Annotated in this window: 18 protein-coding genes and 1 tRNA gene; 12 read left to right on the top strand and 7 right to left on the bottom strand. The window is 58.5% G+C overall.

Going from position 1 to position 18,484, the window contains the following annotated elements; translation table 11 throughout:
• Positions 1-52: 52 nt before the first annotated feature.
• Both gcvT and ACWHRL_RS09020 read right to left on the bottom strand, forming a co-directional pair.
• On the bottom strand, positions 53-1,165 hold the full coding sequence (gene gcvT / locus ACWHRL_RS09025; protein ID WP_447896106.1) for a glycine cleavage system aminomethyltransferase GcvT: 1,113 nt from the start codon (positions 1,163-1,165) through the stop codon (positions 53-55).
• 78 nt (positions 1,166-1,243) lie between these two features.
• Positions 1,244-2,644, bottom strand: a complete 1,401-nt coding sequence (locus ACWHRL_RS09020; RefSeq protein ID WP_447896105.1) for an alanine/glycine:cation symporter family protein — start codon at positions 2,642-2,644, stop codon at positions 1,244-1,246.
• A 497-nt stretch (positions 2,645-3,141) separates the two neighbouring features.
• Here ACWHRL_RS09020 and gcvH point away from each other — a divergent pair, with 497 nt between their 5' ends.
• Together gcvH and gcvP are read left to right on the top strand one after the other, a co-directional pair.
• On the top strand, positions 3,142-3,528 hold the full coding sequence (gene gcvH / locus ACWHRL_RS09015) for a glycine cleavage system protein GcvH (RefSeq protein WP_447896104.1): 387 nt from the start codon (positions 3,142-3,144) through the stop codon (positions 3,526-3,528).
• Between the two features lie 74 nt (positions 3,529-3,602).
• Entirely contained in the window at positions 3,603-6,497 is a 2,895-nt protein-coding gene (gcvP, locus tag ACWHRL_RS09010; RefSeq protein WP_447896103.1) for an aminomethyl-transferring glycine dehydrogenase, read from the top strand.
• 95 nt (positions 6,498-6,592) lie between these two features.
• On the opposite strand, the gene ACWHRL_RS09005 is transcribed toward gcvP, so the two are convergent.
• A complete protein-coding gene (locus tag ACWHRL_RS09005; protein WP_447528809.1) occupies positions 6,593-7,483 on the bottom strand; it encodes a LysR family transcriptional regulator in 891 nt (296 codons plus the stop codon).
• A 159-nt stretch (positions 7,484-7,642) separates the two neighbouring features.
• Between ACWHRL_RS09005 and ppnN the strand changes: the two genes are divergently transcribed.
• The 4 genes from ppnN to ACWHRL_RS08985 all read left to right on the top strand — a co-directional run bounded on the left by ppnN (position 7,643) and on the right by ACWHRL_RS08985 (position 10,360).
• Positions 7,643-9,028: a nucleotide 5'-monophosphate nucleosidase PpnN gene (gene ppnN, locus ACWHRL_RS09000; protein ID WP_447528808.1), complete on the top strand. Its 1,386-nt coding sequence runs from the start codon at positions 7,643-7,645 to the stop codon at positions 9,026-9,028.
• A gap of 30 nt (positions 9,029-9,058) precedes the next feature.
• A complete protein-coding gene (locus ACWHRL_RS08995) occupies positions 9,059-9,784 on the top strand; it encodes a sulfite exporter TauE/SafE family protein (RefSeq protein WP_447896102.1) in 726 nt (241 codons plus the stop codon).
• A 91-nt stretch (positions 9,785-9,875) separates the two neighbouring features.
• Positions 9,876-10,079, top strand: coding sequence for a hypothetical protein (locus ACWHRL_RS08990; RefSeq protein ID WP_447896101.1), 204 nt, complete (start codon positions 9,876-9,878; stop codon positions 10,077-10,079).
• A gap of 92 nt (positions 10,080-10,171) precedes the next feature.
• Complete coding sequence (locus ACWHRL_RS08985; protein WP_447896100.1) at positions 10,172-10,360, top strand: hypothetical protein; 189 nt, start codon at positions 10,172-10,174, stop codon at positions 10,358-10,360.
• Between the two features lie 55 nt (positions 10,361-10,415).
• On the opposite strand, the gene ACWHRL_RS08980 is transcribed toward ACWHRL_RS08985, so the two are convergent.
• The 3 genes from ACWHRL_RS08980 to ACWHRL_RS08970 all read right to left on the bottom strand — a co-directional run bounded on the left by ACWHRL_RS08980 (position 10,416) and on the right by ACWHRL_RS08970 (position 12,112).
• Positions 10,416-10,492 (bottom strand) — tRNA-Pro (locus ACWHRL_RS08980).
• Positions 10,493-10,618: 126 nt separating this feature from the next.
• Entirely contained in the window at positions 10,619-11,422 is an 804-nt protein-coding gene (locus ACWHRL_RS08975; protein ID WP_447896099.1) for an inositol monophosphatase family protein, read from the bottom strand.
• Between the two features lie 264 nt (positions 11,423-11,686).
• The gene (locus tag ACWHRL_RS08970) at positions 11,687-12,112 is read right to left on the bottom strand and encodes a pilin (protein WP_447896098.1); all 426 of its coding nucleotides are present in this window, start codon (positions 12,110-12,112) and stop codon (positions 11,687-11,689) included.
• A gap of 217 nt (positions 12,113-12,329) precedes the next feature.
• Between ACWHRL_RS08970 and pilB the strand changes: the two genes are divergently transcribed.
• The 6 genes from pilB to ACWHRL_RS08940 are packed head-to-tail and all read left to right on the top strand — an operon-like array spanning position 12,330 to position 17,943.
• The gene (pilB, locus tag ACWHRL_RS08965; RefSeq protein ID WP_447896097.1) at positions 12,330-14,075 is read left to right on the top strand and encodes a type IV-A pilus assembly ATPase PilB; all 1,746 of its coding nucleotides are present in this window, start codon (positions 12,330-12,332) and stop codon (positions 14,073-14,075) included.
• An 8-nt stretch (positions 14,076-14,083) separates the two neighbouring features.
• Positions 14,084-15,310: a type II secretion system F family protein gene (locus ACWHRL_RS08960; protein ID WP_447896096.1), complete on the top strand. Its 1,227-nt coding sequence runs from the start codon at positions 14,084-14,086 to the stop codon at positions 15,308-15,310.
• 18 nt (positions 15,311-15,328) lie between these two features.
• Positions 15,329-16,174 (top strand): prepilin peptidase, encoded by an 846-nt coding sequence (locus tag ACWHRL_RS08955; RefSeq protein WP_447896095.1) that lies wholly within the window; start codon positions 15,329-15,331, stop codon positions 16,172-16,174.
• A gap of 32 nt (positions 16,175-16,206) precedes the next feature.
• Positions 16,207-16,809 carry a dephospho-CoA kinase gene (gene coaE / locus ACWHRL_RS08950; protein ID WP_447896094.1) on the top strand — a complete coding sequence of 201 codons (603 nt, stop codon included), beginning with the start codon at positions 16,207-16,209 and terminating at the stop codon, positions 16,807-16,809.
• 21 nt (positions 16,810-16,830) lie between these two features.
• Positions 16,831-17,061, top strand: a complete 231-nt coding sequence (gene yacG / locus ACWHRL_RS08945) for a DNA gyrase inhibitor YacG (protein ID WP_447896093.1) — start codon at positions 16,831-16,833, stop codon at positions 17,059-17,061.
• 9 nt (positions 17,062-17,070) lie between these two features.
• On the top strand, positions 17,071-17,943 hold the full coding sequence (locus tag ACWHRL_RS08940) for a DNA replication terminus site-binding protein (RefSeq protein ID WP_447896092.1): 873 nt from the start codon (positions 17,071-17,073) through the stop codon (positions 17,941-17,943).
• On the opposite strand, the gene ACWHRL_RS08935 is transcribed toward ACWHRL_RS08940, so the two are convergent.
• Positions 17,915-18,295, bottom strand: coding sequence for a hypothetical protein (locus ACWHRL_RS08935; RefSeq protein ID WP_447896091.1), 381 nt, complete (start codon positions 18,293-18,295; stop codon positions 17,915-17,917). The two genes, ACWHRL_RS08940 and ACWHRL_RS08935, sit on opposite strands and share 29 nt — an antisense overlap.
• Positions 18,296-18,484: the final 189 nt, after the last annotated feature.

Genomic DNA, 18,484 nt, shown 5'->3' with positions numbered 1-18,484 from the left:
TCACCGGGGCTTTTCACGTCGGGGCTTTTTATGTCGGGGCCAGGCCGCGCGATTAACCGCGGTGGTAGCCCGGCGTAATGAAAGGCGTTTTAACGACCGTCATGGGCAGTTTTTTACCGCGTACCTCGGCGTAAACCACGCTCTCCGGTGCCTCCCATTCGCGGGTGACGTAGCCCATGGCGATGGGCTTGCCAACGCTTGGCCCAAACCCGCCAGAGCTCACCACGCCGACCTCTTCGCCCTGCTCGTCGAGCAGGCGCGCGCCTTCGCGCACCGGCGCGCGACCCTCGGCAACCAACCCTACCCGCTTACGGGTGTGATCCTTGGCATCGATCTGATGGAGCACGACATCCGCGCCTGGGAAACCGCCGGCCCGCTCGCCGCCGTGGCGGCGCGGCTTACCCACCGCCCAGATCAAGCCAGCTTCGACGGGTGTGGTCGCCATATCCATATCATGGCCGTAGAGGCAGAGCCCAGCTTCCAGACGCAGCGAGTCGCGAGCGCCCAGACCAATCATTTCGACTTCCGGCGCCTCCAAAAGCCCTTTGGCGAACGCTTCGCTGGCCTCGGCGGCCACCGAGATTTCGAAGCCGTCCTCACCGGTGTAGCCGCTGCGGCTCACCCAAACGTCTTGATCCAGAATCGTGAAACGCCCGTGCTGCATGAACGTAAGCTCACAGGCCTCGGGGCAAAGCCTGCGCATTACCTCCACCGCTTTGGGCCCCTGCAGGGCCAGCAGGCCACGATCGAGCACCTGGATGTCGTGGCTGGACCCGAGGTTGGCGCGCAGATGCGCAATGTCCTGGTCCTTGCAGGCGGCGTTGACCACCAGATAAAAGTGATCCCCGGCGTTGACGACCATCAAATCGTCGATGATCCCGCCATCGGTGCTGATGAAAAGCCCGTAGCGCTGGCGCCCTTCAGCCAACCCCTCCAGGTCTGCCGGAATCAGCGACTCCAGCGCCGCGGCGGTGTCCGGCCCAGAAACCAAAATCTGGCCCATGTGCGACACGTCGAAAAGCCCGCATTGGCGACGGGAGTGTTCGTGCTCTTTTTTCACGCCAAGCGGGTACTGCACCGGCATGTCATAACCGGCGAAAGGCACCATTTTGGCATCAAGTGTTTGGTGCAACGCGTGAAGCGGTGTTTTGTGGAGTTCTGTCATGTCGTGTCCTCGCCATCGAAAGAGCCGGCAAGCAAACGTCGCTTCCCGGCTCGTATTGGGGGTTAGATCGATCAGCCCTTACTTATCGTGATCCAGGGCTTCGCCGGGCAGCACGTCCTTACCGGCGAAATAGTCCTTGGCCAGTTTGAACACCACCGGCGACAGCAGCGCCAGCGCAATCAGGTTGGGAATGGCCATGAGCGCATTGAACGTGTCCGCCATCAGCCAGATAAAGCCCAACTGGGCCATCGCGCCAAGCGGCAGCGCCAGCACGAACAGCACCCGGTAAAGCATGATCGAGCGCGTACCGAAGAGAAACTGGAAGCACTTCTCTCCATAAAACGACCAGCCCAGAATCGTGGTGAACGCAAATACCGCCAGCGCAATCGCTACGATTTGGTTACCAAAACCGGGTAGCGCCGCATCGAAAGAAAGCGCCGTCAGCGAAGCCCCTTCTTCACCTTCGAGCCATACTGAAGAGGTCAGGATCACAAGTGCGGTGATGGTGCACACCACGATCGTATCGATAAACGTCCCCAGCATGGCGATCAAACCCTGGCGAACCGGGTTTTTGGTTTGCGCCGCCGCGTGGGCGATCGGCGCACTACCGAGCCCCGCTTCGTTGGAGAAAATACCGCGCGCCACACCAAAACGGATCGCCGCCATGACCGCCGCACCGGCAAAACCACCGGCCGCCGCCATGGGGTTGAAGGCGTAGTAGAAAATCAGCCTAAAGGCTTCACCGACCTGGTCGGCGTTGACGATCAGTACCGCCACCCCCGCCAGCACGTAAGCGATCCCCATGATGGGCACGAGCTTACCCGCCACTTTGGCGATACGCTTGATGCCGCCCAGAATGACCGCGCCGGTCATCACCATGATCACCACGCCGGTGAGCCAGTGCGGCACGCCGAAGGTTGCGTCCATGGCGTCGGCAACGGAGTTGGACTGCACGGTGTTGCCGATGCCAAAGGCCGCCACCGCGCCAAAGAAGGCAAACAAAATGCCCAGCCACAGCCACTTTCTGCCCAGGCCATTTTTGATGTAGAACATCGGCCCGCCCAGGTGGTAGCCGTTGCTATCGGTTTCACGGTAGCGAACGGCGAGCACCGCTTCGGCGAATTTGGTCGCCATGCCGACAAGTGCGGTGATCCACATCCAAAACACCGCCCCCGGCCCACCGAGGGCGATCGCGGTGGCCACACCGGCGATATTGCCCGTGCCTACGGTGGCCGAAAGCGCCGTCATCAACGCGTTGAAAGGCGAAATTTCGCCGTCGTCGGTCGTTTGCTCGCTTCCTTTGCCGCGCTTGGCATCACGCCCTTGCCACATTAGTTTGAAGCCGGTACCGAGCTTACGGATCGGCATGAGCTTCAAGCCCGCCTGGAGATAAATCCCCACGCCGAGCAGCAGGATGAGCATTAACGGCCCCCACACGACCCCGTTAACGGCCTCGACCACAGTTGTTAGCGTTTCCACGTCGTTCTCCTTACCCTTGAGCATTTCAGGAATGCATGTTTATTCGATGTCATTATGGTGTCGTGATGGTGTCGATATCAGTTACGCCCACAAAGCCAGCCCGCCCTCGAGTGCACTTGGCAAACCCCGGATCGAGACGGTGATGCTTTACCTCTTTAGAAGAGCTGATTGTGGAGCGTGTCTAGCACTTAAGCGTTCGTTACTCGGCTAAACGGCCGATAACCCTGTTTTACACTATTTTCCCGCTGGCTTGCCATGGACTTAACGCTTTTGCTGGGCAAAATCAGGGTGAAGTGGTTGATTCTATTAAATAGCCTGCCGTTTCCAGGTAAATAAAAACACAGTGGGCCTCTGCTCATACCACGCTATAGAAATTTGTTTCCTATGAGAAACACGGTACCATAGCGCTATCGGCCAGCGCGTTTGAAGGGGTCGCTAAGGCTCCCAACAAGCGCTAGTATGTTTTGGCTTGGACAACCGTTTAATAGGGATACGACATGAGCAACCTTCCTGCGAATCTTCGCTACGCCAAAAGCCACGAATGGGTGCTTGACCACGAAGATGGCACCGTCACTATCGGTATCACCGACCACGCTCAACAAGCGCTTGGCGACGTAGTATTCGTCGAGCTTCCCGAGATCGGCCAAACGCTCACCAAGGGTGAAGAGTTTGGTGTGATCGAGTCGGTCAAGGCCGCCTCGGATCTTTACGCGCCGGTGGATGGCGATGTGATCGAGGTGAACGATGCGCTCGAAGACGCGCCGGAGACCGTCAACGAAGCGCCCTACGAAGGCGGCTGGATCATGAAAGTCCGGGTCAGCGACCAGGACTTCGATGATCTTCTCGATGCCGACGCCTATCAGGCAACGCTCGCCGACGAGTGATTTTCAAGCGCCTGCCTACGCAGGCGCTTAGGTTTTGCCCCGCACGGTCTTCCCATTACGTCTGGAATCTTCTCATGTCCTTTGAAACTCGCCGCTTGGCCGAACTGGCCGATCACGATGCTTTTATCAAACGCCATAACGGCCCTAACGAGCGCGATGCCACGGCCATGCTGAGTGCGCTCGGCATGAAGCGCATCGAGGACCTGATCGAGCAAACCGTGCCGGGGGATATCCGACTAGACCGCGAGCTCGCCCTGGACGAGCCGCAAAGCGAAGCCGAAGCGCTTGGTTACCTAAGCCAGCTGGCGCGCCAGAACAAGGTCGCCAAAAGCTACATCGGCCAAGGGTATTACAACACCCACCTGCCCGCGGTCATTCAGCGTAACGTGTTGGAAAACCCGGGCTGGTACACCGCCTATACGCCTTACCAGCCGGAAATTTCCCAGGGCCGACTCGAAGGGCTTCTGAACTTCCAACAGGTGGTGATGGACCTAACCGGTATGGAGCTTGCCAACGCGTCGCTGCTCGATGAAGCCACCGCCGCCGCGGAAGCCATGGCGCTTTGCAAACGCGCTAACAAGAAGAGCAAGTCCAACGCCTTCTTCGTTGCCGATGATGTTTTTCCGCAAACTGTCGACGTCGTCAAAACCCGCGCCGAGTGTTTTGGCTTCGACTTGATCACCGGCCCGGCCGACACCCTCGCCGAGCACGACGTGTTCGGTGCGCTGCTTCAGTACCCGGGCGCAAGCGGGGCCATCACCGCGCTCGAGCCACTCGTAAGCGCAGCCAAAGAGCGCGGCATCATGACCTGCGTGGCCACGGACCTTTTGAGCCTGGTGCTCTTGAAAGAGCCGGGGGCGATGGGCGTCGACATCGTGGTCGGCAACTCCCAGCGCTTTGGCGTGCCCATGGGCTTTGGTGGCCCCCACGCGGCGTTTTTTGCCACCTCGGACAAGCTCAAGCGCTCGATTCCCGGGCGTATCATCGGCGTCTCCCAGGACAGCCGTGGCAACACGGCGCTGCGCATGGCGATGCAGACCCGCGAACAACACATACGCCGCGAGAAAGCGACCTCCAACATCTGTACCGCCCAGGCGCTGTTGGCCAACATCGCCGGCTTCTACGCGACCTATCACGGCGCCGAGGGCCTGCGTAAAATCGCCGCCCGGGTTCACCGTCTCACCTCGCTGCTGGCTCAGGGCTTGAAACAGGCCGGCGTGGCGCTAGATAGCGAAAGCTGGTTCGATACACTTCGCCTGACCGGCGTGGATGCGGGCAAGATCCACGGCCGGGCGATGACCGTCGATATCAACCTGCACTACTTCGACAATGGCGACATCGGCGTAAGCCTGGACGAGACCACCACCGCTCACGACCTGGCGGCGCTGTTCGACGTGATCCTGGGCGACGAGCACGGCCTATCGATTCCGTCGCTCGAAGACCAGCTGTTCGAAAGCGCTCTTTCAGGCATTTCTGATGCGTACCGCCGCGAAAGCGATTTCCTGACGCATCCCACGTTCCACCGCTACCGTAGCGAAACCGAAATGCTTCGCTACTTGAAGCGCCTAGAAAACAAGGATTTGTCGCTTGCCCACGCGATGATTCCGCTGGGCTCTTGTACCATGAAGCTCAACGCCACCAGCGAAATGCTGCCGATTTCCTGGCCGGCCTTTGCCCAACTGCACCCCTTCGCCCCTCGGGATCAGGTCGCGGGTTATCATCAGATGATCGACGAGCTGGCCGCGTTTCTGGTCGAGATCACCGGCTACGATCACGTTTCGATGCAGCCCAACTCCGGCGCCCAGGGTGAATACGCGGGGCTTCTGGCCATCCGCCGCTACCAGGCGGCCAACGGTGAAGGCCACCGCAACGTCTGCTTGATCCCAAGCTCCGCCCACGGCACTAACCCGGCCTCCGCCGCCATGGTCAGCATGGACGTGGTCGTGGTCGAGTGCGACAAGCAAGGCAACATCGACCTCGACGACCTGATCCAAAAGGCCGAGCAGCACAAGGATCGCCTCTCGGCGGTGATGATCACCTACCCCTCGACCCACGGGGTGTTCGAATCCCACGTGCGCAAGGTGTGCGAGGTGGTCCACGAAAACGGCGGCCAGGTCTACGTCGACGGCGCCAACATGAACGCCCAGGTCGGGCTTACCCGCCCAGGCGATTTCGGCGGCGACGTATCGCACCTGAACCTGCACAAGACGTTTTGCATTCCCCACGGTGGCGGCGGCCCGGGCATGGGCCCCATCGGCGTGAAAGCGCACCTGGCGCCTTACGTTGCCAACCACGTGGTCACCCCGATCAACGGCGTGAAAACCGAAGGCGGCGCAGTGGCCGCGGCGGCCTTCGGCAGCGCCTCGATCCTGCCGATCTCCTGGGCCTACATCAAGATGATGGGCGCCCGGGGGCTTCGTGAAGCCACCGAATTTGCCATTCTCAACGCCAATTACATCGCCAAGCGCCTGGCAGAGAGTTACCCGATTCTCTACCGCGGGCAAAACGGCACCGTGGCCCATGAGTGCATCATCGATATTCGCCCGCTCAAACAGAATTCCGGTATTTCCGAAGAGGATATCGCCAAGCGCCTCATGGACTACGGCTTCCACGCCCCGACCATGTCGTTCCCGGTGCCCGGCACGCTGATGATCGAGCCCACCGAGTCGGAGTCGCTTTTCGAGATCGACCGCTTCTGCGATGCGATGATCGCAATTCGCGAGGAGATCGAACGCGTCGAGAGCGGCGAGTGGCCGCTTGAGAACAATCCGCTGGTCAATGCACCCCACACTCAGCGCGACCTGGCCGACAGCGAATGGGCGCGGCCTTATGACCGCACCCTGGGCGCCTTCCCCTCCGAGGCGGTGATGGCGGCGAAGTACTGGCCGACGGTCAACCGGGTCGATAACGTGCTGGGCGATCGTCAGTTGATTTGCTCCTGCCCCAGCATCGATGAGTACCGTAACTAAAGCGCCCCCAGGCCAAAAAAGCGTTTAGCGCACTCTCAAAAAAGCCCCGTGATACGAGCATCCCGGGGCTTTTTGATAGGTTTCAGTGCCTGGCGCTACTGGGCGATTTCCTGCAGACGCTGCTGTTTAAAGCCGTTGAGCAGCTTTTCGTAGCGCTTGGGCGGCGTCGAATCCCGCCGGGTCAGCACGTAAAGCACCTCATCCACGGCAACGGGGAGCGACAAGGCCCTCACCTGGCGCTGCCAAGGCGAGGTTTCGAGCACCAGCCGTGACACCACGGTAAAGCCAAGCCCCCGGGCCACGGCGTCGAGCACCATGCTCACCTCGTTGGTAAAGCCCTGGTGGCGAAAGTGGCTCATGGAGCGAAACTCGTCGGGGAAGTTGGCGCGCAGCAGGTAGTTGGCGTGATTGATACCGTCGTAATAGTTGATAAAACCAAGCCCCATCAGCTCGGCCAGCGTAGTCCCGGCAAAGTCTGCCGGCACCACCAGACAAAGCGGCTCTTTATGCCACACCTCGCAGGAGACTTCGGCGCTTTTGACCTGCTCGGTGACGATACCGATATCGTAGCGACCGTCCAGCAGGTCCCCGACGATTTCGTGGTTAAAGGCGAAGCTATAGCTCACCATGAGGTTCGGGTGCATTTGCTGCTGGCCCAAAATGAATGGATAGAGCATGAGCCCGACGCTTCCAGGCGAGGCGATCCGGCACTCACCGCTGTCGATCAGGTCATCGTCCAGGGCGTGGCGAAATTGCTCGTGCTCGGCAAACAGCTTCAAGGCATAGTCGTAGGCGCGCCGGCCGGACTCGGTCAGGGTAAAGCTTTTTCCCTTGCGCTCGATCAGCGTTTTATCAAGATACCCTTCGAGCTTTCGAACGTGCTGGCTGACGCCTGGCTGAGTCATTTCCAGGCGGCGCGCGGTGCGCGTAAAGCTACCGGTTTCCACCAGCGTAATAAAGGTTCGAAAGTAGTGGGCATTGAACATGATGAGCGCCATAGCAAAAGTAACGTATGGTGTTTCAAACGCGAACACCAAAACGGTCAAGATTAGCATATCTGGCACGCCGAGGCGCCTTGCACGTAGCCATTCGCTTGGGTGATAGTAGGGCAAGTCATTGTTATTCACCCAGAGAACGTTACACGAATGAACCAAGCCCTGGCCCCACGGCCCACGATTTCCAGCACGATTTCCCCTGAAGGCAGCCTCGAGGTGCTCTCTCAACAAGAGGTCTATCGCCTGCAAAGCACCTCTCAAACCGGGCTTCACGACTTGCTTCGCCGCTGCGCGCTGGCGGTACTCAACTGCGGGCGCCCCTCGGACGATAGCCTGGCGATCATGGAGGCTTACAAGGATTTCGACATCGAAGTGCTGCAGCAGGACCGCGGCATTCGGCTGAAGCTGACCAACGCCCCGGCGGAAGCCTTCGTCGATGGCCACATGATTCGCGGTATTCGCGAACATCTTTCGTCGATCCTTCGCGACATCGTTTACGTGTATAGCGAAATTCAGCGCCAGGACCGCTTCGACCTGACCACCGGCGAAGGCACGACCAACGCGGTTTTCCATATTCTGCGCAAGGCTGGCACGTTAAAGCCCGAGCTCGACCCGAGCCTGGTGGTGTGCTGGGGCGGGCACTCGATTTCCCGCGAAGAGTACGACTACTCCAAGGACGTAGGCTATCACCTGGGCCTGCGCGAAATGGATATCTGCACCGGGTGCGGGCCCGGGGCAATGAAAGGCCCCATGAAAGGCGCCAATGTGGCCCACGCCAAGCAGCGGCGTAAAGGGGGGCGTTATTTGGGGATCTCCGAGCCCGGCATCATCGCCGCGGAAGCGCCGAACCCGATCGTCAACGAACTGGTGGTCATGCCGGATATCGAAAAGCGCCTCGAGGCCTTCGTGCGCCTGGGTCACGGGATCATCATTTTCCCAGGCGGCGTGGGCACCGCGGAAGAGATCCTGTATCTACTGGGTATTCTGCTACACCCGAAAAACAGCGACACGCCCTTCCCGCTCATTTTCACAGGCCCGGCCGCATCTGCCGCCTACTTCGAGAAAATCGACGAGTTTTTGGTGTACACCCTGGGCGAAGAAATTCGCCGCTACTACACCATCATTACCGGCGACCCGGTGTCCGTCGCCCGGCGCATGCGTGAAGGCATCGACGAAATCGCTCAATTTCGCCGCGAGCATCAGGATGCTTTCTATTTCAACTGGCGTCTCAACATCGCCCGCGAGTTCCAGGCCCCCTTCGAGCCGACCCACGAGGCGATGAAGAACCTTGCCCTGCATCGCGACCAGCCCACTCACGAACTGGCCGCCAACCTGCGCCGGGCGTTTTCCGGCATCGTGGCGGGTAACGTGAAAGAGCCGGGCATTCGCGCCATCAAGGCCCATGGTCCTTTCGTGCTCTCCGCCGAGCCGGAGCTCATGCGCCGCCTGGACGAGCTTTTGAGCTCCTTCGTCGCCCAGGGGCGCATGAAACTCGACGGCGAGCCCTATACGCCCTGCTACGTGCTCGAAAACTGATTTTGAACGCATGACATACAGGATGAACCCGTGATCATCGCGCTATTCACGCTATTAATAGCCGGAGTGGTGAAAGGCGCAATCGGCTCCGGCGTGCCGGTCATCGTCGTGCCGGTGTTTACCATGCTCTACAACGTGCAGACGGCCATCGCGCTACTGGTGGCCTCCAACCTGTTCAGTAATGCCCTCCAGGCCTGGCAGCACCGCCGCCACCTGCTGCCCATCCGGTTTTTGATGGTGTTCTCGCTAGCAGGCTGCGCGGGGATCGTCCTGGGTACCTGGGGGCTGGTAGCGCTCTCTCACGATACGCTGTCATTAGGCGTGGCCGGGGCGATCGTGCTTTATCTCGTGATCAAGCTACTGAGGGGAAAGATGGCGCTTTCGATGGCGATGGCCGACCGGCTCGTACTGCCGGTGGGGCTAGTCGGCGGCATACTTCAGGGGGCGGCGGGCATGTCGGCGCCGGCCTCGATTACCTTTTTAAACGCCATGCGACTCGAGCGACGCGCGTTCATTGGCTCGATCTCGGTATTTTTCTGCGCCATTACGCTGGCCCAAATACCGGCACTGCTGGCCACGGGTATTCTAACCCTCGAGCTTGGCGCCTATAGCCTGGCAGCATTCGCCGTGATTGCGCTGGGCATGCCGCTGGGCGCCGCCCTTGGCAAGCGCCTGCCATTTGAGTGGTTCGATAAGCTGATCATGCTGCTACTGGCCGGTATCGCGGTTAAAATTCTCACCGAGGTATTTGTCTAGTCCGCGTGGAACATTTAGCGCAAAGTGCTGGCTAATTACTATACTGATTCATACCCGCTATTAAGCAGCCAAAAGGAAAGGATACGACCCAATGGAAATGATCAACCAGCTTCAGGAAGGCCCGACCAAAGCATTCGCCAAACACTGCTTCGAGGCCCATTCGCCGGAAGAGCTCGAAGCCGCCGCCGAAGGCGCGCCGGACGAATCGGAGATGGAGCACTGGGGTATCGACGCCGGCCAATGGGAAGAAGCGGTCACCACCGCCTTGGCCGACCACCGCGCCCAGCAAGAATAAGCCCGCCGAACCCGAAGGGCCGCCGCTTGCTTTAAGCGGCGGCTTTTTTGATTCAGCACGTTCGCCCGGAATCAGCGTCTCTGGAGGTCATCATGCGTAAGTGGATACTGTTGGCGCTCTTCAACTGGCTACGAAAGCCCGCCAACCGGCAAAAGGCGAAAAACGCCTGGAACAAGTATCGGGGTAACGCCGCAAGCCGCCCAGGCCAACAACCAGGCACTCGCCCTGGCGGCGCCCAACGCCGCCCCAACGATATCAAAGACATTAACGAGCGTTTTTGATCAGGCATAAAAAAACCGCCGCTCGGGGTAACCCGTAGCGGCGGTTTTCGTATATTGGTCGGAGTGACAGGATTCGAACCTGCGACCTTTGCAACCCCATTGCAACGCGCTACCAAGCTGCGCCACACTCCGATGTCTTTTGGGGTCGGCACTTTTAAAGCGCTGACTTATCGCCTCAAGACGGTGCGTATACTAGCGTTTAATGGCGTAAATGAAAAGTCCTTTTTAGGCTTTCTTTTCAAATGCTTGGCTAAACGCTTACGACACGCCCTTGAGAAGCGACTCCATCTGTTTGAAAACGCCGGGGGTCGTGATCAGAAGCTCTTCAGGATACAGGTCCGCCGAGAGCCCCTCGGGTACTTCGACCAAACGGCCAAGCGAGGCGCCCGCCTCGCGTGCGATGACCCAGCCGGCCGCAAAATCCCAGGGCGAGACGGTCTCGAAGTAGGCGTCCAACCGCCCGCAGGCGATATCACAGATATCCAGCGCCGCGGCGCCGTTGCGGCGGATATCCTGGCAATTCGTTAACACGGCTTCCAGGCGCGGCATTAGCGCTTTGCGCTCGGCCTTGTCGTAGGGAAAGCCAGTCCCCACCAAGGTCGCTGCCAGTTCACTCGCCTTACTTGGCTCGATGGGCTGACCGTTCAACTGCGCCCCGCCTCCCTCTACCGCGGTGAAGGTTTCATCCAAAAACGGCGCGTGCACCACACCGACCTTGCCCACGCCCTGCTCGAGCCAGGCAATGGAGACCGCCACATGGCGAAGCCCCTGGGCGAAGTTCACCGTGCCGTCGATAGGATCCACGACCCACAGCGGCTCCTTCGCTTCCAGGCCCTTCTCGGGGCTCAGCTCTTCACTAAGCTGCGCTTCCCGCGGAAAGTGTTTGGAAAGCTCTTCACTGATAAAGGTATCCACCGCCACATCCACATCGGTGACCAGCTCGATGCCCTGCTTTAAGCGCTGATCGAAACGCTGCTCGGCCCGCGCTGTTTTGATCATTTGGCCTGCTGCTTGGGCAATGCGTACCGTTTCCTGGAGCCGTACCTGTAACGTTGCCAGCATATCAATCTCCTTATAAATCTTTAAAAATCAATAAATTGTATTTTTCGAAACTACAGTTCGTATATTTTTTAATGACACATAAATATCGTCTTGATAACACACAAGGCTAATTTAATTGGGCACCCGTGCATACAACAACATACTTTATAAGAAGCATATTTCCCCAACCCAAACTTACGGTAAAAGCAAAAAATATTGGATCACGATAATAAAAAAACCGCCAACTGGCGGTTTTTTTATTAGGTAACGATTAAAAATTATTGATTACTGAGGTTCAACCTCGGCAGTAGCGGGCTCAGTAGTTATTTGACCATTAACCACTTCGATATCGGCTACACCCTCTCGAACAACTCCGACTGAAAAAGTATTCTCGTCGCTGTCAATGAAGTCCTGTGCCAGTCCAACTCTATCACCATCTTCAACATCACAAGATTGAAAATTGAAATCAGTGATCACTGAATTATCTGCCCCAATAGAACCGGATGTGGCGCTTTCCGCAACAGCAAGACTTCTGAAAGAGCTCAATTCTGAGGCACAAGCGCTTCTAGCAGAACGATCCAAGTAATTACCATACTGAGGCACACCCACCGCCGCCAGAATACCGATGATCGCCACTACGATCAGCAGCTCGATCAACGTAAAACCGCCCTGGTGGTAGCGTTTTAGCTGTGTTGCGTTTGGCATTTGCATTCGGTGTGTCCCTTTGAATATGTCGTTTTTTTGGGGCTAAAAATGTTTAGCCCATGTGGGGGTCACATTAGCCTGGCGGGGAAGAGCTGACAACTAGCTTTATAAGCCTTTTTTGAGCGCTATTCCCTCTTTATGATGACGGCAAAGCGTGCATTATAGTAGTTTTTAATGGCAGTTAAGTATTCTTGCTGCCCACACGCACGCGTTGCGAGATTCTATGACCTCTTCTGCCTTTGACGAGCCCGCCACGGGGCTTAAATTAAGCGGTATTGCCAGGCGCCTGGTTGCCCACGAAGTGCTGACCCGGGCTCAAGCCGAGGTGGCGGACGAGTCCTCCGCCGAGCTCGATCTTTCGTTTCTACAGCACGTGGTAGAAAGTGGACTGGTGGATTCGACCGATGCGGTGCTGGCGGCGGCCTGGGAGTACGGGCTACCGGTGGTGGATCTCGAGGCGGTCAAGCTAAGCGCCCTGCCCCCGGCCAACGAATACCCTATCAAGATACTCAACAAGCTGAACGCGTTGCCGCTGGCGCGCCACGGCCACCGGCTCACCGTGGCGGTGCCTTACCCGGCCACGCTCACCCAGCTTGATGAACTGCAGTTTGCCACCAACTTGAGCGTCGAGGGCGTACTGGCACCGGCGGAGCAGATACGCAGCCACCTGATTCAGTACGTGGCCCAGAACGAGCGCAGCCTGCTCGAAGAGCTCGACGGCGTGGACGACTCCGTCGGCGCGCTCAATATCGTTCACGACGAGGAAGGCGAAGAGGTCACCTTGGAGAGTACCGGCGTCAACAAGGAGGACGCGCCGGTCGTCAAGTTCGTCAACAAGGTGCTGCTGGATGCCATCAGCCGCGGTGCGTCGGATATTCACTTCGAGCCTTACGAATCCCAGTACCGGGTGCGCTTTCGTATCGACGGCATGCTCATCGAGATCGCCAAGCCGCCGTTTGCCATGCGCGACCGGATTGCGGCGCGTTTGAAAATCATGTCCCGGCTGGATATTTCCGAGCGCCGCCTCCCCCAGGACGGGGCGATCAAGCTGCAGCTGTCCCGCTCGCGCTCGATCGATTTCCGGGTCAACTCGCTCCCCACCGTGTACGGCGAAAAGCTGGTGCTACGGATACTCGACCCCTCCTCGATACGCTTGGGTATCGAGCAGTTGGGCTTCAGTGCGCGTCAGCAAAAGGATTACGAAGCCGCCCTCAAACGCCCCCAGGGCATGATCCTGGTGACCGGCCCCACCGGTAGCGGTAAAACCGTAACGCTCTACACCGGTATCGATATGCTCAATCAGATCGAGCGCAATATCTGTACCGCCGAGGATCCGGTCGAGATCAAGGTGTCGGGCATCAACCAGGTCAACGTGCTGCCCAAGATCGGGCTCAATTTTGCCAGCGCTCTGCGCGCATTTTTGCGCCAAGACCCGGACGTGGTCATGGTGGGTGAGATTCGCGATCTCGAAACCGCAGAGATCGCCGTCAAGGCGGCGCAGACCGGACACATGGTGCTCTCGACCGTGCACACCAACTCGGCAGCGGAAACCCTGACGCGCCTGGCCAATATGGGCGTTGCCTCGTACAACATTGCAAGCTCGGTCACGCTGATCATCGCCCAGCGGCTAGCGCGAAGGCTCTGCCCTAACTGCAAGGCGCCGGCGGATATCCCCCACGAGGCGCTTTTGAAAGCCGGTTTCCGCCAGGCGCAGCTCGATAACGTCACCATCTACAAGGCGGTGGGCTGCAAGCAGTGCACCCAAGGCTATAAAGGGCGCGTGGGCATTTACGAAGTATTGCCGATTAGCGACGACATGCGCACCTTGATCATGCGCGACGGCAACGCGCTCGAAATCGACAAGCTCGCCCGCCAGGAAGACCACCCAAGCCTCTACCAAAGCTGCTTGAGTCGGGTGCTGGATGGCAGCACCAGCCTTGAAGAAGTCAACCGTATCAGCAAGGAGTAACCAGGGTGATGGCCAAAGCGAAAGCGCGCACGAAACTTGCTCCCTTGCACCGCTGGAAATGGCAGGGCAAGGGCCCGAAAGATCGTGTCATGAAGGGCGAGCTGATTGGCCGCACCAAGGATGAAATCGTCGAGCAGCTTGCACGCCAACGGATTACCGCGCAAAAGATTCAAAAACGCAGCAGCCTGAACGGCCGCGGCAGCGTCTCCAGTGTCGACATCATGCTGTTTGCCCGGCAAATGGCGACCATGATGCGCGCGGGCATCCCGATTCTTCAGGCGCTCCAGGCCATTTCCGAGAGCATGAAAAAGCCGGCCATGGTCGACCTGACCCAGCAGATCATGCGCGATGTCTCCTCCGGCGACAGCCTTTCCCAGGCGATGGCCCGACACCCCAAGCAGTTCGACCGGCTCTTTGTGAACCTGGTCAGCGCCGGCGAGCAGGCCGGGGCGCTCGATCAAATGCTCGAACGCATCGCCCTCTACAAGGAAAAAGTCGCTTCACTGAAAAGCCGGGTGAAAAAGGCGCTTTGGTATCCGGCTGCGGTCATGACCATCGGCCTGGTCGTGACGATGATTTTGCTGGTAATGGTCGTGCCCGAGTTCGAAAGCATGTTCCAGGGCTTTGGCGCCGAGCTTCCCGTACTTACCCAGGTGACTGTGCGCTTCTCGGAACTCGCCCAGGCCTACTGGCTACCCACGCTTGGCTTGATCGTGGGGGGGATCGTGCTCCTCAAGGCGGCGGCCAGGCGTTCGGATAAAGTCGCCTACGCCATCGATCAGTTCCTGCTTCGCCTACCGGTGCTGGGGGACATACTGCACAAATCGGCGGTGTCACGCTTTACAAGAACGCTTGCCACGACCTTTAGCTCCGGCGTGCCGCTCATCGAGGGGCTGGAAACCGCCTCCGGGGCGGCGGACAACCGGGTCTACATTAAGGCTATCAACGAGGTACGCGAGGACGTGACGACCGGCCAACAGCTGCATTTTGCCATGCGCCTGACCAACCGTTTTCCGGCCCTGGCCGTGCAAATGGTGAGCATTGGCGAAGAAGCAGGCTCCCTGGATGCGATGTTGAATCGAGTGGCCGACTATTACGAAGAAGAAGTGGAAAACAAGGTCGACACACTTACCTCACTCATGGAACCGGTTATAATCGTCGTTCTGGGGCTTTTGGTCGGCGGCGTCGTCGTTTCCATGTATCTGCCCATCTTCGAAATTGGTACCGCACTTTAACCGCTTGCCTGGAGCATCATGGGTTTACCGCCAGCCATTTTATATAGCGCCATTTTTATCGTTGGACTCTGCCTGGGCAGTTTTTTGAACGTGGTCATTACCCGCCTTCCGGTCATGCTGATGCGCCACTGGCGCGAAGAGGCGCGGGCGTCTTTGGAGTTACCCCTCGAACCCGCCCCGCGCTTCAATCTCGCCGTCCCCGCTTCCATGTGCCCACGTTGCGAGGCGGCCATTGCCTGGCACGATAACCTGCCCGTCGTCGGGTGGCTAAAGCGCCAAGGGCGCTGCGCGCATTGCCAAACACGTATCAGCCCGCAGTATCCGCTCGTGGAACTCGCCGGAGGGCTAGTGGCCGTGGCGGTGCTGGCGCTTTTTGGTTTTACGCTCAACGCGCTGTTCATCTTTGCCGCGTGCCTGACACTTCTCGCCCTGGCGGTTATCGATTTTCGTACCTTCCTGCTGCCCGATGCGCTGACGCTACCGCTTCTCTGGCTAGGCCTCATCTACCAGCTGATGTTCCAGCCGTTCATGCTGCAAAGTGCCGTTATCGGTGCCATGGCGGGTTATCTCGTCCTTTGGAGTTTTTACTGGCTGTTTAAGCTGATAACCGGCAAGGAAGGCATGGGGTATGGCGACTTCAAGCTGCTGGCCGCCCTTGGCGCGTGGCTGGGGTGGGCTTTCTTACCGCTTTTGCTGGTGGTGTCGGCGGGGCTGGGGGCGGTCATAGGCTTGCTCGCCCAGTGGCTGATTCCCAACATGCGCGGTAAGCCGCTGCCTTTTGGCCCCTTTTTGGCGCTGGCCGGCTGGACGTGCCTGCTCGCCGGTGACGAACTGTTCGTGCTTTACACAGCGCTTAGCTTTTAACCAAGCCCCACCAAGGCTGGCTGGATAGTTTTATGATCATTGGTTTAACAGGTGGTATCGGCTCGGGTAAATCGACCGTCGCCAGGGCGTTCGAAGCGCGGGGTATCGGGTTTGTCGATGCCGATGACGTCGCCCGGGAAATCGTCATGCCCGGTGAGCCAGCGCTTGCGGACATCATCGAGCACTTTGGCGGCCATATACTCAAGGGTGATGGCACGCTCGACCGGGCCGCGCTACGCGCCCTGGTTTTCAACGACGCCACAGAGCGTCAATGGCTCGAGTCCGTTACCCACCCGCGTATCCGCACGCGTCTGGTCGAGCATCTCGAAGCGCTCGAACGGCACTCGCCCTACGTACTGCTGGTTTCACCGCTGCTATTCGAGTCCGGACAGGCGGCATTGGTCGCGCGCACGCTCGTGGTCGATGTGAGCGTCGAGACCCAGCGCGAACGTACCATGCGCCGGGATAACGTAAGCGAAGAGCAGATAAATGCGATCCTCGCCGCGCAGCTTTCTCGGGAAGAGCGTTTGGCCAACGCCGATGATGTGGTCGATAATGATAGCGCTCACGAGCAGCTCGAAAAGCAAGTCGCCACTCTCGACCAGCGCTACCGGCATTTGAGTAACACTATATGAGCATCAACGTGCAGGAGTTTTATGTCCCCCGCTAACGATTCCCCTTTTGAAGTAGCCTGCCCCCAATGCGGTACCCAGGTACCCTGGACGCCGGAAAGTGCGTATCGGCCGTTTTGCAGCAAGCGCTGCCAGTTGATCGACCTTGGTGCCTGGGCGGATGAATCCCACCGCATTGGTGGCGAATCGGCCATGGATGAAGCCGATATCGAAACACTGCTGGCCCAGGCCGACAAAGACGCCCCGCTCTCATGAAGGCGCGGGATGAGTAACGATACCCCCGCGGCGTATCACCTCTTTTACGCGCTCGATTCCCGCTTCGACCAGCTGATAGCTGCCATCGAAAAGGCGGCCGAGTTTTACGAGCGAACCCGGCCGCCCACCTGGCAACTGGAAGGAACAAGCGAGAAGGCGTGCTGGTTTCGCCATGCACTGATGGATATGTGGCATGTGCAAGGCCAGGACGGGCGCGAAACGCGTAACTATATCGCCGTGATCGCGGCAGGCGACGACCTTGTCGAAGCCATCGACGAGGTCAACCAGGCCAAGAGCGCTATTAGCGAGCTTATAAGCCGTATCAAGGCGCTTTCACCCAGCGCCTTGACCGAGGCGCGGCAGCGCTTGCCCGAGCGCCATCCCCATGTCGATGATGTATTGCGCAAAAGCGGTATGGCACGGCTTCACTTGAAGCAGTGTTGGCGTCATATTCCTATCGCCCCGGGCCCTGTCTCCCGGGTGCGCCTGGCCTGGTATACGAGCGGGCGTTCGATTAAAAAGCTGAGTGTTCAAGAGGCGGAGAAAAAACTGCTGCAACTCGATACCGATGCCCCCCACATACGTATTCAGCTACAGAAACTGGCCGGCATACCCTCTGGCGAAACGCTGGCCCGGGTGCAAGCCCAGGCACCATTGATGCGAGCGAACCTGTTCTTTACCGAGCCACTTCAGGAGGGCCATACACGCCTGGCGCATAATATTGCCATGCCACTGATCGTGCCCGCCCAGCAAGCGCGCCTACCGCACATCAAGGCACCCTCGCCTCAGATGCCGGAGCAGCGCACCCGCGCCAAGCGCCGCGATGAAAAGCTGGAAAGTGAGGCATTTCTGCCTAGCCTGCGGGTTTATCGCTACCGCTAAGGCCATGCTCGACCGTGGGTTGGGTAACCGACGGTGTTTCATCCATGGTCCAGCGCCCCCCTTTCACCAAAGCCTCTACGAGCGCTTTGACACTTTCCTCGGAATATCCGTTTTCGATACATAGGGCTTTCAAGCGTTCACCAAATAGCCGCTCGCTTTCCTCGACCCGGGTTTTCTCATCCTGCTCTTCCAGGTCTTTAAGCGAACGTACCGGAGGGCCGGTAGGAATATCAAAACTATTGTCTGGATTCTCCAGCTGACGTAACGCCTGCGCGAAAGCATCGTCAAGCTCGCGAAACTTGCGTAGTTTATCGCGCTCGTCCACCTGCTTATATTCCTTTTGATATTTCATTGACCTTTCATTTACACCTTACTTAAGAAAAGAAAATTTGCAGCTTCATGGTGCGGCAATTCTGGCTTTAGGGTGCGACTTAATATCGCGCTTGCTAACAAAAGTTAATTTCAGCAAATGCCCCCAAATCGGCCGAGCCAATCGGCTAACTGATACTCAAGATACTCGATGAAGGCTTACAGGCTCAGT

The organism is Vreelandella sp. GE22, assembly GCF_968212445.1.
Note: the sequence above shows the minus strand (reverse complement) of the source record. Positions and strands in the feature narration are given on the sequence as shown.

What these genes read in the sequence shown, in the direction of transcription:
- gcvT (WP_447896106.1), bottom strand. Translation starts at nt 1,165, where the DNA reads ATGACAGAACTCCACAAAACACCGCTTCACGCGTTGCACCAAACACTT.
- gcvH (WP_447896104.1), top strand. Translation starts at nt 3,142, where the DNA reads ATGAGCAACCTTCCTGCGAATCTTCGCTACGCCAAAAGCCACGAATGG.
- gcvP (WP_447896103.1), top strand. Translation starts at nt 3,603, where the DNA reads ATGTCCTTTGAAACTCGCCGCTTGGCCGAACTGGCCGATCACGATGCT.
- ACWHRL_RS09005 (WP_447528809.1), bottom strand. Translation starts at nt 7,483, where the DNA reads ATGTTCAATGCCCACTACTTTCGAACCTTTATTACGCTGGTGGAAACC.
- ppnN (WP_447528808.1), top strand. Translation starts at nt 7,643, where the DNA reads ATGAACCAAGCCCTGGCCCCACGGCCCACGATTTCCAGCACGATTTCC.
- ACWHRL_RS08990 (WP_447896101.1), top strand. Translation starts at nt 9,876, where the DNA reads ATGGAAATGATCAACCAGCTTCAGGAAGGCCCGACCAAAGCATTCGCC.
- ACWHRL_RS08985 (WP_447896100.1), top strand. Translation starts at nt 10,172, where the DNA reads ATGCGTAAGTGGATACTGTTGGCGCTCTTCAACTGGCTACGAAAGCCC.
- ACWHRL_RS08975 (WP_447896099.1), bottom strand. Translation starts at nt 11,422, where the DNA reads ATGCTGGCAACGTTACAGGTACGGCTCCAGGAAACGGTACGCATTGCC.
- ACWHRL_RS08970 (WP_447896098.1), bottom strand. Translation starts at nt 12,112, where the DNA reads ATGCAAATGCCAAACGCAACACAGCTAAAACGCTACCACCAGGGCGGT.
- pilB (WP_447896097.1), top strand. Translation starts at nt 12,330, where the DNA reads ATGACCTCTTCTGCCTTTGACGAGCCCGCCACGGGGCTTAAATTAAGC.
- ACWHRL_RS08960 (WP_447896096.1), top strand. Translation starts at nt 14,084, where the DNA reads ATGGCCAAAGCGAAAGCGCGCACGAAACTTGCTCCCTTGCACCGCTGG.
- ACWHRL_RS08955 (WP_447896095.1), top strand. Translation starts at nt 15,329, where the DNA reads ATGGGTTTACCGCCAGCCATTTTATATAGCGCCATTTTTATCGTTGGA.
- coaE (WP_447896094.1), top strand. Translation starts at nt 16,207, where the DNA reads ATGATCATTGGTTTAACAGGTGGTATCGGCTCGGGTAAATCGACCGTC.
- yacG (WP_447896093.1), top strand. Translation starts at nt 16,831, where the DNA reads ATGTCCCCCGCTAACGATTCCCCTTTTGAAGTAGCCTGCCCCCAATGC.
- ACWHRL_RS08940 (WP_447896092.1), top strand. Translation starts at nt 17,071, where the DNA reads ATGAGTAACGATACCCCCGCGGCGTATCACCTCTTTTACGCGCTCGAT.
- ACWHRL_RS08935 (WP_447896091.1), bottom strand. Translation starts at nt 18,295, where the DNA reads ATGAAATATCAAAAGGAATATAAGCAGGTGGACGAGCGCGATAAACTA.